Here is a 13529-nt window from a genome sequence, read left to right on the forward strand (position 1 = left end):
GGTCGCGGTGGCGATACCCGTTGCGGTGGTTGACGCGTTCGGTGGAGGCGACACCGTATTCGGCGCCGCAGACGGTGTCGGCTTGGGCGGAGAGGATCTGGTTGATAAACCCTTGCAGCATCTGGCGCATCAGATCCGGAGACGCTTGGGCGAGCAGATCATCCAAATAGGTTGCCGGGTCGATAGAATGCGGTGCAGCGGTCATCGTCATGTGCCTTTCGGTGAGATGTGGTAGTTGAGTCGAAAGGTTGACTTACGGTGGCCGCCCCTGCATTTTCCAGGGCCCACCATCAGGAAGCGTTACACCACACTAAGGGACGCAACCGTCATCGGTTACGAGTACTTGCCGGATGGCACTGTGGTGGAACCACCGTGTGAGAATTTCTCTTGCCTTTCATTCGATGGGCAGATGTCGAGTTCGCGGAAGATTTCTCGCAAACTTTGGCAGATGACGTAACGGAAGCAGCAGCATGCTTGCTCGATGCACACACCGAGATCGAGCATGACCATTCATGGCAAGAATCCAACCCTGATCGATGGACTCGTGTCATTTTGGATTGGAAGGACCACTACCTCGAAGACGGCACCTTCCGTATCCCTGATCAGTGGAAGGTGAACGCTCATGATTGCTAACCCGAATCCGAGCATATCTGCTGGGATGATGCGCGCCGAGATTGATTTTTGGCGCGATGGTGACAACACGCCTGAGTTCTTGGTGCTGGTCGGATCTCGCGACAATCCGCTGATCACGCTGTTTCAGGTAGCGAAACTGCATACGTCACACCCGTGGCAGGGAGAAGATGTCCCTGGTTAGATGGTGTCCCCGACAGGATTCGAACCTGCGACCTTTGGTACCGGAAACCAATGCTCTAATCCACTGAGCTACGGAGACAATGCCGATCACACTAGCACCCCGTGTGTGGGCAGAAGAAATTGGTGCAGCGCTTCACGACGAAACCCTCAGGACACTCTCAGCCACACGCCATGGTTTCTCAACACCGGTGTTTCATAATGATTGTGCGCCGCGGGAACGGCGTGACACGGGAAACAATGACAGCGAAATGGCCGGCCCCAAAAGGGACCGGCCATTTCGTGTATCTCACCCCGGCGAAGGCGCCGGGGAAGAGGGAGTGTTACTTCACGACCATGACGATGAGGTCACGCGGGCCGTGCACACCCTCGACACGCACGAGCTCGATGTCGGAGGTAGCGGACGGGCCAGAAATCATCGTGGCCGGGTGCTCCGGGTTGATACGGGCGATCATCTCCGGCACACCGTAGACCACGGAATCTGCACGCACGATGCAGATGTGGCGGTCCGGAACCAGAGACAGTGCGCGGCGGCCGCACACGTCGCCGGCCTCCAGCACGATGGAGCCTGTCTGTGCGGAGGTGACGTGAGAATCCGTCACCACGGCGTCCACATCGCCCAGCGCGCGCGGATCCGACGTGACGTCATCCGGACGGGCAGTGCCGGAGAAACCGTCGAACAGGGAGGCATCCAGGCCCGGTGCGTAGACAACGTCCTTGCACTTGCGGTCTGCAAGCACCTTCAGCAGGTCGTCGCGAAGCGTCTGCTCGGTGGTTTCCACAACGTCAGCCTTGTAGTCCACAAGACGGTCGATGAGGATCTCGCGCAGCTCCTCGCCTTTGATGTCGGACGAGGTGCGGTACTCGCGGACAACCTCGACATGCTCCGGAACGTTAGAGAGCTTGTGGGCGTTGCGGATGCGCTTGAGAATCTCGCGCTTCGCCGCCTCGTTGCGAGCATCGCGGGCGGGGGAGCCTGCAGCATTACCAGTTGCGGTAGACATTTACTTCTCCTCCTCCATTGGCTCGGTGTTGACCTTCTGGCCATTCGGAATGCCCTGCTCACGTGCCTCGGACAGCAGACGCTTCGCCTCGTCCGTCTCCCACCACTGGCGGAAGGACTTCTTCGGCGGCACCGCAACATCGCGGTAACCAGTCCAGCCGGAGATCGGTGGCGGCATGGTCTCGATCTTGCCGTTAAAGCCGCCGAGCACACGACCAAGCGCAACCATGCGGACCAGACGGTTCCACACGTTGCTGCGGCCCCACACCTGAGCCAGCGACGCGAACGCAGCCTGCTCCATACGGTTCGGCTCGTTCTTCGCCTTCTGGTAGCGCAGCTCCAGCAGAATGTCGGTGATCGGGATCTTCACCGGGCAAACCTCGTTGCAGCGTCCGCACAGCGAGGACGCGTACGGCAGGGAACCGTTCGGGTCATCAGACGAATCGATGCCCGTGAGCTGCGGGGTCAGGATTGCACCAATCGGGCCCGGGTAGGTGGAACCGTAGGAGTGGCCACCTGCACGCTCGTAGACCGGGCAGACGTTCAAACAAGCCGAGCAGCGGATGCACTTGAGTGCCTCGCGGCCGATCTCGTTAGACATTGCGGCGGTACGACCGTTGTCCAACAGAACAATGTGGAAGTTCTGCGGGCCGTCGCCCTCGGTCACACCGGACCACAGGGAGGTGTACGGGTTCATGCGCTCACCGGTAGAGGAGCGCGGCAGCAGCTGCAGGAACACGCCCAGGTCGTCGAAGCTCGGCAGGAGCTTCTCAATGCCCATCACGGTGATAAGCGTCTCCGGCAGGGTCAGGCACATACGGCCGTTGCCCTCGGACTCGACGATGGAGACAGTGCCGGTGTCGGCGCAACCGAAGTTGGCACCGGAGATGGCAACCTTTGCCTCCATGAACTGCTGGCGCAGGTACTGACGTGCAGCCTCTGCGAGTTCGGCAGGTTCCTGGGTCAGCGTCTCATCTGTGTTCGGCATCTTCGCTGCGAAGATGTCGCGGATCTCCGCACGGTTGCGGTGGATCGCCGGGACGAGAATGTGGGACGGGAAGTCCTCGCCGAGCTGCACAATGAGCTCAGCCAGGTCGGTCTCCTGAGCGAAGATGCCAGCCTTTTCCAGCTCGTCGTTCAGAGCGATTTCCTGGGTTACCATGGACTTGATCTTGACGACCTTGTCCTCACCAGTCTCCTTGATCAGGCCCTGGATGATCTCGTTGGCTTCCTTGGAGTCGCGAGCCCAGTGGACGTGGCCACCGCGCTTGGTCACGTTCTCCTCGAACTGCTCAAGCAGCTCGGGCATACGTGCCGCAACGTCGCGCTTAATGGTGGAGCCTGCTTCGCGCAGCTGCTGCCAGTCATCCAGCTCGTCGACAACGTTCTGACGCTTCACACGAATGGTCGTGGTGGCGTACTGGTAGTTACGGCGCTTGGTGACGTCGTTAAGTTCGTGGTGCGCAGCCTTCTGGAACTTCTCCTTGCCGCGCAGGTGAGCCGGGCCGTTGGCAAACGGCGGCATCGTGGGCTGTCCGAGTGCAACCTTCACAGCATCTTCTCCTTCGTGTACACCGCAGACGTCGGGGTCAGCGGGTGCTCCTTGGTGGAGGCGAGGATCTCAGCCATGTGCACCGCACGGATGCCCTGGTGCTGGCGGGACAGCGCACCACCGATGTTCATCAAACAAGAGGAGTCACCAGCGGTGACAAACTCAGCCTGGGTCTCCTTGATGTGGCGGACCTTGTCGGACACCATCGCGGAAGACACCTCAGGCATCTTCACCGAGAAGGTGCCGCCGAAACCGCAGCACTCCTCGGAGTTCGGCAGATCCACAAGCTCCAGGCCCTCAACGTGACGCAGCAGCTCGGTCGGACGGTCGCCGACCTTAAGGAAGCGCAGGGAGTGGCAAGAGGAGTGGTAGGTCACGCGGTGCGGGAAGAATGCGCCCACGTCGTAGGTGCCGGCGACATCAACGATGAATTCGGAGAGATCGTAGGTCTTCTTCGAGGCGATCTTTGCGCCGTCGACAAGCGCCTTGGAGCCGAAACGCTCCGCAAGCTCGACGTGCTGCTCGCGGACAGCGCCCGCGCAGGAGCCCGAAGGAGCCACAACGTAGTCAATCGACGAGTCGGCAAAGGCATCGACGTACGTCTCAATGATTGGGACAGCTTGTTCTTTGTAGCCAGTGTTGACGTGCATCTGGCCGCAGCAGGTTTGTTGCTCGGGGAAGACAACCTCGTAGCCGAGACGGGAAAGCACAATGGCCGAGGCCTTATGCGCGTCAGGGAAGAGGGCGTCGCCGATACAAGTAGAAAACAGAGCTACTCGCATTTCGGGCTCCTATCATGGGAAATCTCAGGGAAAACGACGAAACTCCCGAGGTCACTTGGACCTCGGGAGCACCGTAAAAGGATGGCAGTTACGGAACGACCGGAGCAAGGACCTCTAGAACGTTCGACTGCAGAAAGACTATCACGCACACTGCGAGCAAGAAGCCGAAGGACCAGCCCACGACCTTCTTGAAAATCTCGGATTCCTTGCCCTCCATGCTCACCGCGGTAGCGGCAATTGCGAGGGACTGCGGGGAGATCATCTTGCCCACAACACCACCGGTGGTGTTAGCAGCCAGCATGAGATCCGGGTTGAGGCCAAGGTTGTTCGCGGCGGTGACCTGGAGGTTGGCGAACAGGGCGTTCGCGGAGGTGTCAGAACCAGTCACAGCCACGCCGACCCAGCCAAGCATCGGGGCGAAGAACGCGAATGCCGGGCCGAGGTTGGCGAAGAACTCACCAATGGTCACGGTCTGACCCGAGTAGTTCATCACGTACGCCAGTGCGAGCACCAGCATGATGGTGACGGCGGACCAGCGCATCTTCCATGCGGTGTCGACGAATTCCTTGCCCACCTGGCCCCACGTGAGGCTGTAGCGGCCGTTGTCGTTGAACACCATGTAGGCGATAGAGACGATGATGGCGGAAATGACCATCAGCGAGCCCGGGTTGTTGATGTAGGCAAACGAGTAGTCGGTGTTAACCGGCTCGCCTGCAGCGTTGAGCAGCTGGCCATCGATGACTGGCCACGGGAACGAGATCGTGAACTGCTTGAGCCAGGTTGGAATCGTGGTGCCCAGGTTTGCCAGGCCGAACACGACAACGACGATTGCGTACGGCATGAGTGCCATCCAGACGCGGCTGCCGGTGAGCACTTCAGTGTCGTCATTTTCGTCAGCGTACGGCTCGAGGCCAAGGCGCTCGCGCATGGCTTCCACACCGCGCGGCTGCCAGAAACGCAGCAGCACGAACGCAGCGCCAAGTGCGACGATGCAGGCAATGACGTCGGTGAGCTGGTAGGCGAAGTGGTTAGAGGTCCACCACTGGGCGATAGCGAAAGCCAGACCGATGACACCTGCGGCCGGGGCGGTTTCCTTGACGCCACGGAAGCCGTCGATAAGCAGCGCAATGATGAACGGCACGAAGAACGCCAGAACCGGGGTCTGGTGGCCGACGATGGCGGCGATGTTCTCGGTCTGCTCCAGCGTACGACCACCCACATCACCTGCGGTGGTAATCGGAATAGCGACGGCGCCGAACGCCACAGGCGCAGTGTTCGCAATGAGCACCACGGTGGCGGCCTTCAGCGGCGGGATGCCGAGCGTGAGAATCATCGTCGCGGTAATAGCAACCGGGGCACCGAAGCCGGCGAGGGCTTCAAGCAGGCCACCGAAGCAGAAGGCGATGAGCATCGCCTGGATGCGAACGTCACCGTTGCCCATCTTGTCGAACACAAGACGAAGGTCCTCGAAACGACCCGAAGCGACCGTGATCTGGTAGAACCAGATGGCCGTCAGGATGACGAAGACGATGGGGAACAGGCCGAACAGGCCACCGCGGAACGCGGAAGAGATGGCAAACGCGGTCGGCATATGGAAGCCGAAGATGGCCACGAGAATTGCAACGATAAGTGCAACAAAACCCGAGGTGTGAGCGCGAGCTTTCACGCCGAGCAGCATGATGAAGAAGGTCAACAGCGGCAGGGTAGACACCAATGCCGACAGACCAGTGCTGCCACCGACTGCGTCGGTGAAGATTTGGAATTGGTCCATAAAACAGGGCTCTTTCGAGACAGGAACGGAAAAAGAAACGGGTGACCGTGGCCTCGGCGTGCGAGACCCGATGGGCTAAATATGCCAAACAAGGCAGCGAAGTGAAAAGATTTGCCCCTCAAGGGGGATGTGAATTAGCGCACTTTGCGTATCGACGACCATCCGTATGCGCCCGTGTCAAAGCCCTCAATTACACTGCATGCCCATGACGCCAGCAGAACTTGCCACCACCGTAAAAGCCGCCGCAGAGCGCGTGCTTGCAGACCATGATCTCGACGCCTCTGTTGTCCCCGACACCGTGACTGTGGAGCGCCCGCGAAATCCGGAGCACGGCGACTACGCCACCAACATTGCACTGCAAGTGGCGAAGAAGGCGGGCACGAACCCGCGCGAACTCGCAGGCTGGCTTGCAGAGGTCTTGGCAGAGGACCCGGCCATCGCCGCCGCTGAGATCGCAGGGCCCGGCTTTATTAACCTGCGCCTCGCCGCAGACGCCCAGGGCCAGCTGGTAGCCAAGGTGCTCGAGGAGGGTGCCGCGTTTGGCAACTCCGACATCTACGCCGGCGAGAAGGTGAACCTGGAATTCGTCTCGGCGAACCCGACCGGCCCGATTCACCTCGGCGGTACCCGCTGGGCTGCGGTGGGTGACTCGCTGGGCCGCGTGCTTGAGGCTTCGGGCGCGAAGGTGACCCGCGAGTACTACTTCAACGACCACGGTGGCCAGATCGACCGCTTCGCGCGTTCGTTGGTTGCTGCTGCCAAGGGGGATCCAACCCCGGAGGATGGTTACGGGGGCGATTATATTCGCGAGATCGCTCAGGCGGTCGTCGAAAAGCAGCCCAATGCTCTCGAAGGCACTGATGCTGAAGTGCAGGAGACCTTCCGCGCTGCTGGCGTGGAGATGATGTTCGCGCAGATTAAGCAGTCGCTGCACGATTTCGGCGTGGACTTCGACGTGTACTTCCACGAGAACTCGCTGTTCGAATCGGGTGCGGTGGATAAGGCGATTGCCACCCTGAAGGAAAACGGCAACCTGTATGAGGCTGACAACGCGTGGTGGCTGCGCTCCTCTGACTTTGGCGACGACAAGGATCGTGTGGTGATCAAGTCCGACGGCGACGCGGCATACATCGCCGGCGACATCGCCTACGTTGCGGACAAGTTCGACCGCGACCACACGCTTGCCATTTATATGTTGGGTGCGGACCACCACGGCTACATCGCACGTCTGAAGGCTGCGGCGCAGGCGCTGGGCTACAACGCGGACGCCGTCGAAGTGCTCATCGGCCAGATGGTCAACCTCGTGCGCGACGGCCAGGCGGTGAAGATGTCCAAGCGTGCAGGCACCGTGATCACGCTTGAGGATCTTGTCGACGCCATTGGCGTGGATGGCGCGCGCTACTCGCTGGTGCGCTCCTCTGTGGACTCCTCGCTGGATATCGACCTAGATCTGTGGACGAAGCAGTCCTCCGACAACCCCGTCTACTACGTCCAGTACGGCCACGCGCGCCTGTGCTCGATTGAGCGTAAGGCCAAGGAAGCCGGCGTGACGCTGCCCGACGTCGCGGACATCGACTTGGGCCTGCTGACCCACGAGAAGGAAGGTGACCTGATCCGCACGATCGGTGAGTTCCCTGCAGTCGTGCGCGCCGCCGCGGAGCTGCGCGAGCCGCACCGCATTGCCCGCTACACCGAAGAGTTGGCCAGCGCCTTCCACAAGTTCTACGACTCCTGCCAGATCCTGCCGAAGGCCGGCGAGGCGCCGGAGCCGATCCACACGGCACGTCTCGCACTTGCGATGGCGACACGCCAGGTGATTGCAAACGCGCTGGGCCTGATCGGCGTGAGCGCCCCGGAGCGGATGTAATGACTGTTTTCGTATCCACCCCGTACAGCACCGACGAGGGCGACTTCAACGAACTGCCCACACACGTTTGGCCGCGAAACGCCAAGCGTGAAGAAGACGGGGTAGTGACCATCGCTGGTGTGCCACTGCCTGAGATCGTCACCGAATACGGCAGCCCGGTTGTCGTCGTGGATGAGGACGATTTCCGCTCTCGCTGCCGCGACATGGCGGAAGCATTCCGTGCGCCGGAAAATGTGCACTACGCGTCGAAGGCCTTTTTGACCCGACACATTGCACATTGGGTGGATGAGGAAGGTCTTGCCCTCGATGTGGCGAGTGAAAACGAGCTCCGCATCGCACTTGCAGCCGATTTCCCGCCGGAACGCATCACTGTTCACGGCAACAACAAGTCCGACGAGTTTCTGCGCCTATGCGTGGATTCGCGCGTGGGGCATGTGGTCATCGACTCTCACCAGGAGTTAGCGCAACTGGAAGCTGTCGCCCGCGAGGCCGGTGTCATCCAAGATGTGTTCATCCGAGTGAAGCCCGGCGTGGATGCGCACACGCACGAGTTCATTGCGACGAGCCACGAAGACCAGAAGTTCGGCATTTCCCTGGCCACTGGCGACGCACTTGCTGCGGCCGTGGCAGCAATTGACTCAGATTCGCTGCAGTTGACCGGCCTGCACTGCCACGTCGGCTCCCAGGTCTTCGACGCTGAAGGCTTCAAACTGGCTGCAGAGCGCGTGCTCGGTCTGTACGCAGAAGTGTGGAAGACCTGCGGTGTCGCGCTTGGCTACCTTGATCTGGGCGGCGGCTACGGCATTGCTTATATGTCAGGGGAGCAGCCGCTCGACGTCGCGGCTGTTGCGCGCGACCTGCTTGCGTCCGTGCAGGATGTCGCTGACGAGCTCGGCATCGCCGCGCCGACTGTGGTTGTGGAGCCGGGACGTGCGATTGCTGGTCCTTCTGCGGTGACGGTGTACACCGCGGGTGTGATTAAGGACGTCGATACTTCGTTCACTACATCTCGTCGCTACATCGCGGTCGATGGTGGCATGAGCGACAACATTCGCCCTGCGCTCTACGGGGCGCTTTACGACGCCCGCGTGGTCAACCGCTTCGTCGACGGTGACAACACCGATACCCGCCTGGTTGGTTCGCACTGTGAGTCCGGCGACATTCTCGTAGAGAATGCGAAGTGGCCGAATGATATTTCCTCCGGCGATCTCATTGCGTTGGCTGCGACTGGCGCGTACTGCTACTCCATGGCTTCGAATTACAACGCGTTTGGACGTCCGGCTGTCGTGTCCGTGCGCGGCGGACAGATCACCCCGATGGTGCGCCGCGAGACTGTGGAAGACCTGTTGGCCCGCGAATATTAATTGACCTGAGTGCTTGCTTAAGCGATAGTAGACCAAGCGGTTCAAACCTGTACTTTGCAGCAACGAAAAGGAGCATCCTGACCATGACAGTTGCCAGCGCTGAAGGCATCAACGGAAACTACCCCGGCAAGGGCATCGGCACCCCGGTGGGTATTGCCGTGTTGGGTAAGGGCACCGTGGGCACGGAAGTGCTGCGCCTGCTCAGCGAATTCTCTTCGAACTTGGAAAATCGCATCGGTGGCCCGATCGAGGTCCGTGGCGTGGCTGTCTCCGACGTGGACAAGCACAAGAACGCGCCTGAAGTCCAGGGACTTTACTTGACTGCGGATGCGAGCGAACTGGTCACACGCGACGACGTAGACATTGTCGTTGAGCTCATCGGCGGTATTGATTATCCACGCAAGCTGGTGCTTGAGGCTCTCAACGCCGGCAAGTCTGTCGTAACTGCGAATAAGGCACTTGTCGCGGCACACGGCTCCGAGTTAGCAGACGCGGCGAACGCAGCCGGCGTCGACCTGTACTACGAAGCAGCCGTCGCTGCCGCGATCCCCGTGGTCGGCATGCTGCGCCGTTCGCTCGCGGGCGACCAGGTGCAGCGCATCTCCGGCATTGTTAACGGCACCACGAACTTCATCCTGGACGCGATGGCTTCCACCGGCGCGAGCTACGAGGAGGCGCTGGCTGAGGCAACCCGTTTGGGCTACGCCGAGGCTGACCCGACTGCGGACGTCGAAGGCCACGACGCGGCCTCCAAGGCAGCGATCCTTGCGTCCATGGGCTTCCACACCCGTGTGACGTTCGACGACGTCCACTGCGAGGGCATCACCAAGATCACCGCAGACGACATCGCGGCAGCGAAGAAGTCCAACCAGACGATTAAGCTGCTGGCCATCTGTGAGCGTCTCTTGGACGAAAACGGCAACACCACCGGCATTAACGCGCGTGTGCACCCGACGCTGGTGCCGAACGAGCACCCGCTGGCAACGGTGGACAAGAGCTACAACGCCATCTTCGTCGAGGCAGAAGCAGCCGGCCGCCTGATGTTCTACGGCAACGGCGCCGGCGGTGCCCCAACCGCTTCCGCAGTGTTGGGCGATCTTGTCGGTGCAGCCCGTAACAAGGTCCACGGTGGCCGCGCGCCAGCGGAGAACCCGTACGCGGACTACCCGATTGTGGCGTTTGACGATGTGACCACGCGCTACCACATCAACATGACCGTCAACGACCGCGTCGGCGTGCTCGCAGACCTCACGGCTCGCTTTGCTAAGGCAGGGGTGTCGCTTTCCGCGGTCCGTCAGGAGGAGTCTGGCGACGAGGCACACCTGATCGTCGTCACGCACGGCGCACGTGAAGCTGCCCTGAACGGCATCGTCGAAGAGCTCACCGGCCACGATGATGTGAAGGCCGTCAACTCCGTCATCCGCCTCGACGCTTAAAGGAGCACTCCGTCATGGCAACCGATCTTGAAGTAGGCCTGAAAGCACGAGTGAAGGTGCCAGGTTCGTCCGCGAACCTTGGTCCCGGCTTCGACACCCTCGGCCTGGCGCTGAGCATCTACGACACGCTCGAGGTAGAAGTCATCGAGTCTGGCCTCGAAGTGGAGATCTTCGGCGAGGGAGCCGACGATCTGCCGCGCGATAGCTCGAACCTGATCGTCAAAGCGATCAACTCTGGCCTGATTGCCGCGGATGTGCGGGCGCCGGGTCTGCGCGTGGTGTGCCACAACCAGATCCCGCAGTCGCGCGGCCTGGGCTCGTCTGCTGCCGCGGCAGCCGCAGGTGTCGTCGCTGCGAATACGCTCGCAGGCTCGCCGCTGGATGAGGACACCGTCGTGCAGCTCTCGTCCGAGTTTGAGGGCCACCCGGATAACGCGGGTGCATCCGTGCTCGGCGGGGCAGTGGTGTCCTGGACCGACATTCCGGTCGATGGGCGCTCGAAGCCGTCCTACCGTGCCGTGCGCATTCCTGTCGACGAGTCCATCAAGGCCGTAGCCCTCGTCCCGGACTTCCACGCATCCACCAATGCGGTGCGCAAGGTCCTGCCGAGCCACGTCACCCACACCGATGCGCGGTTCAACGTCTCGCGCACCGCTGTGATGACGGCTGCGCTGCAGCACCACCCGAACCTGTTGTTCGAGGGCACCCGCGACCGTCTGCACCAGCCGTACCGCGCCGACGTCCTTCCGGTGACTGCGGAGTGGGTCAACCGCCTGCGCAACCGCGGCTACGCGGCATACCTGTCTGGCGCAGGTCCGACCGCACTCGTACTCATCACTGAGCCCATTGAGCCTGCGCTTCTCGACGACGCCCGCGCCGCCGGCCTCCGCGTCATCGAACTCGACGTCGCAGGACCGGTGACCGCAGAACTGCTGCGCGACTAGCGCAAATGCTTTGATGCCCCGGGGTGCACATGCGTACCCCGGGGCATCGTTTTTGTGCGGCATTATGACGGGAGCGAAACGCCTCGTGCATCAGGTAGAAACCGTGTAAGTCCCGGGGAGCACGGATCAGCCTGTGCGAGTGTGTTGTTGCTTGCAGTGATTGGTGGAGTGGTTGTTCTGCTTAGTCGCAACAGGGCGCAAGAGACCCGGGCGTAAGAGCACATTGCTTTACGACGTCGCCTTCGGCCGGCTGCCTGGTCCGGGCAAGGCGATGATGTCGAACTCCTCGCGCTGCAGGTGCTTGCGCAGGTCCTTCTTGTCAAACTTGCCTACGGACGTTTTGTCGATTGATTCCACAAACGTCCAATACTCAGGCGCCATCCACTTCGGCAACGTGTCTGCGAGCGACTCGCGGAGTCGTGCGGCAGTCTCCTTTGTCGGCTCAATGCCCGAGAGAAGCTTGGTCACCGCCAGCGGTCGCTCACCCCACTTGGGGTCCGGGATGCCGATGACTGCGCATTCGACGACTTCCTCAGACTCCATAATGAGGTTTTCCACCTGTGCGGAGTAGATCCACTCGCCGCCGGAGCGAATGACGTCGCGGGCACGGTCGTAGAGCGTCATAAACCCGGCGTTGGTGACTGTGCCTACGTCGCCGGTACGCAGCCAGCCGTCGGCAGTGAAGTGTGCGCGCACGTCATCAACTTCTTCGCCCCGGAAGGTGGAAGCGATCTCGCCCGGTTCTTGCGTGGGTGAGTGGTAGTAGCCTGCGGCGACCATATTGCCACGGACCTGAATCTCACCCTGGGTCAAGTCGTTAAACGCCATGACTTGGCCATCGTTGACCACGCGGTATTCCAGTGACGGGGCAAAGCGTCCCTGGGAAATGCGGTAGGACCAGCGCGCCTCACCAGAAGCGCCCGATGGCGGACGCGCCACTGTGCCGACCGTGGTGGTTTCCGTCATGCCCCAGCAGTGGACGATATCCACGCCGTAGCGTTCCTCCCACACCTTGATCAGCGCCGGTGGGGCAGGGGAACCGCCGACGAAGATCTCCTGCAGACTCATTCGCTCTGGGCGATTGTGCAGGTAGTGGACCATTAGCTGGATCCACAAGGTGGGCACGCCGTGTGCCACGCGCGGGTGCGTGCTGGCGATGAGTTTTGCCAGTGTCGGGGCAGACACGTCCGAATCGGGCAGAACCAGGGGAGTTCCCGCGAGAAATGCGGCGAACGGTACGCCCCAACTGAGCACGTGATAGATCGGGATGCAGCACAAAAACGTCTCACCGTGCGTGACCGCCAGTGAGTCCGTTGCGCGAAGGCCGGTCGCTTCTAGCCACAACGCGCGGTGGGAGTAGGCGACGCCCTTCGGTGCGCCGGTCGTTGCTGTTGAATAGACCAAGGCAGCGGCGGTGTTCTCCGGGAGTTCGGGCCAGTCGTACTTTGTCGAGCGGCCGTCGAGAAGCTCCTCGTAGCTGTACACAGCGACATGCTCTGGCAGATACGCCGCGGCGTCTGTAATCGGTTCGGCACCTGTAAATGCCACCGCGCGAACCTTGGGGCAAAGCTCCACAACGTTGCCTAACTTCTCCGCAAGACGCGGATCGGCAACGATCAGTTCAGCCTCAGAGTGGTTGGCAACGTAGGCAATCTGGTCCGTCATCAACTGGATATTTAGCGGCGTAAACACAGCGCCCTTGGCGGCGACAGCGAACATCACCTCGAGGTGCTCAGAGCAGTTGTACAGCATGGTGGCGACGCGTTGATCGCTATCAATGCCGAGGTCATCATGCAGGGCGTGGGCGAAGGCCGAAGCGCGGGCGCCGATTTCGGCGAACGTCGTTTCTTCCGCGCCATCAGTGCGCCATGTGGTGCACTTCGTTGTCGCGTGCGCAGTCCTGCCGTATTCGAGAATGCGTGCGACGGAAAAGGGCACTTCCTGCATCGTTGAAAGCATGTTGGCAATGTTAGCGAAGCAATGCGACACGCCCCGGATTA

At 61.1% G+C, this 13529-nt stretch carries 12 protein-coding genes and 1 tRNA gene; 6 read left to right on the forward strand and 7 right to left on the reverse strand.

All coding sequences use genetic code 11. The features are described 5' to 3' along the window. Positions 1–205 (reverse strand): transposase (locus HMPREF2736_RS10075; protein ID WP_210399462.1); only part of this gene is annotated, 205 nt, incomplete at its 3' end. Between the two features lie 269 nt (positions 206–474). Between HMPREF2736_RS10075 and HMPREF2736_RS12265 the strand changes: the two genes are divergently transcribed. Beyond that, positions 475–633, forward strand: coding sequence for a hypothetical protein (locus tag HMPREF2736_RS12265; protein WP_168167635.1), 159 nt, complete (start codon positions 475–477; stop codon positions 631–633). Then, positions 623–814, forward strand: coding sequence for a hypothetical protein (locus HMPREF2736_RS10080; protein WP_070829559.1), 192 nt, complete (start codon positions 623–625; stop codon positions 812–814). Before HMPREF2736_RS12265 ends, HMPREF2736_RS10080 begins: the two co-directional genes overlap by 11 nt. 1 nt (position 815) lies before the next feature. Here HMPREF2736_RS10080 and HMPREF2736_RS10085 read toward each other — a convergent pair. The 5 genes from HMPREF2736_RS10085 to HMPREF2736_RS10105 all read right to left on the reverse strand — a co-directional run bounded on the left by HMPREF2736_RS10085 (position 816) and on the right by HMPREF2736_RS10105 (position 5918). Continuing rightward, a tRNA-Arg gene (locus tag HMPREF2736_RS10085) sits at positions 816–892 on the reverse strand. Positions 893–1133: 241 nt separating this feature from the next. Then, positions 1134–1814 (reverse strand): LutC/YkgG family protein, encoded by a 681-nt coding sequence (locus HMPREF2736_RS10090; protein WP_070829560.1) that lies wholly within the window; start codon positions 1812–1814, stop codon positions 1134–1136. Further along, the gene (locus HMPREF2736_RS10095) at positions 1815–3365 is read right to left on the reverse strand and encodes a LutB/LldF family L-lactate oxidation iron-sulfur protein (protein ID WP_210399463.1); all 1551 of its coding nucleotides are present in this window, start codon (positions 3363–3365) and stop codon (positions 1815–1817) included. Then, positions 3362–4147, reverse strand: coding sequence for a (Fe-S)-binding protein (locus tag HMPREF2736_RS10100; protein WP_070421832.1), 786 nt, complete (start codon positions 4145–4147; stop codon positions 3362–3364). The genes HMPREF2736_RS10095 and HMPREF2736_RS10100 overlap by 4 nt, the downstream gene beginning before the upstream one ends. Before the next feature lie 88 nt (positions 4148–4235). Further along, positions 4236–5918, reverse strand: coding sequence for an L-lactate permease (locus HMPREF2736_RS10105; protein WP_070829562.1), 1683 nt, complete (start codon positions 5916–5918; stop codon positions 4236–4238). A gap of 205 nt (positions 5919–6123) precedes the next feature. Between HMPREF2736_RS10105 and argS the strand changes: the two genes are divergently transcribed. The 4 genes from argS to thrB all read left to right on the forward strand — a co-directional run bounded on the left by argS (position 6124) and on the right by thrB (position 11529). Further along, positions 6124–7785 (forward strand): arginine--tRNA ligase, encoded by a 1662-nt coding sequence (gene argS / locus HMPREF2736_RS10110; protein ID WP_070421834.1) that lies wholly within the window; start codon positions 6124–6126, stop codon positions 7783–7785. Beyond that, positions 7785–9149, forward strand: coding sequence for a diaminopimelate decarboxylase (gene lysA / locus HMPREF2736_RS10115; RefSeq protein ID WP_070829565.1), 1365 nt, complete (start codon positions 7785–7787; stop codon positions 9147–9149). Before argS ends, lysA begins: the two co-directional genes overlap by 1 nt. Before the next feature lie 83 nt (positions 9150–9232). Continuing rightward, positions 9233–10585 carry a homoserine dehydrogenase gene (locus HMPREF2736_RS10120; protein ID WP_070829566.1) on the forward strand — a complete coding sequence of 451 codons (1353 nt, stop codon included), beginning with the start codon at positions 9233–9235 and terminating at the stop codon, positions 10583–10585. Between the two features lie 14 nt (positions 10586–10599). Then, positions 10600–11529, forward strand: a complete 930-nt coding sequence (gene thrB, locus HMPREF2736_RS10125) for a homoserine kinase (protein ID WP_070829568.1) — start codon at positions 10600–10602, stop codon at positions 11527–11529. A 228-nt stretch (positions 11530–11757) separates the two neighbouring features. Here thrB and HMPREF2736_RS10130 read toward each other — a convergent pair whose 3' ends face one another. Beyond that, the gene (locus tag HMPREF2736_RS10130; RefSeq protein ID WP_070829600.1) at positions 11758–13488 is read right to left on the reverse strand and encodes a long-chain fatty-acid--CoA ligase; all 1731 of its coding nucleotides are present in this window, start codon (positions 13486–13488) and stop codon (positions 11758–11760) included. Positions 13489–13529 lie beyond the last annotated feature (41 nt).

Origin of the sequence: Corynebacterium sp. HMSC036E10, assembly GCF_001836265.1 — a bacterium.
Lineage (GTDB): Bacteria > Actinomycetota > Actinomycetes > Mycobacteriales > Mycobacteriaceae > Corynebacterium > Corynebacterium coyleae.

What these genes read in the sequence shown, in the direction of transcription:
- HMPREF2736_RS10080 (WP_070829559.1), top strand. Translation starts at nt 623, where the DNA reads ATGATTGCTAACCCGAATCCGAGCATATCTGCTGGGATGATGCGCGCC.
- HMPREF2736_RS10090 (WP_070829560.1), bottom strand. Translation starts at nt 1,814, where the DNA reads ATGTCTACCGCAACTGGTAATGCTGCAGGCTCCCCCGCCCGCGATGCT.
- HMPREF2736_RS10100 (WP_070421832.1), bottom strand. Translation starts at nt 4,147, where the DNA reads ATGCGAGTAGCTCTGTTTTCTACTTGTATCGGCGACGCCCTCTTCCCT.
- HMPREF2736_RS10105 (WP_070829562.1), bottom strand. Translation starts at nt 5,918, where the DNA reads ATGGACCAATTCCAAATCTTCACCGACGCAGTCGGTGGCAGCACTGGT.
- argS (WP_070421834.1), top strand. Translation starts at nt 6,124, where the DNA reads ATGACGCCAGCAGAACTTGCCACCACCGTAAAAGCCGCCGCAGAGCGC.
- lysA (WP_070829565.1), top strand. Translation starts at nt 7,785, where the DNA reads ATGACTGTTTTCGTATCCACCCCGTACAGCACCGACGAGGGCGACTTC.
- HMPREF2736_RS10120 (WP_070829566.1), top strand. Translation starts at nt 9,233, where the DNA reads ATGACAGTTGCCAGCGCTGAAGGCATCAACGGAAACTACCCCGGCAAG.
- thrB (WP_070829568.1), top strand. Translation starts at nt 10,600, where the DNA reads ATGGCAACCGATCTTGAAGTAGGCCTGAAAGCACGAGTGAAGGTGCCA.
- HMPREF2736_RS10130 (WP_070829600.1), bottom strand. Translation starts at nt 13,488, where the DNA reads ATGCTTTCAACGATGCAGGAAGTGCCCTTTTCCGTCGCACGCATTCTC.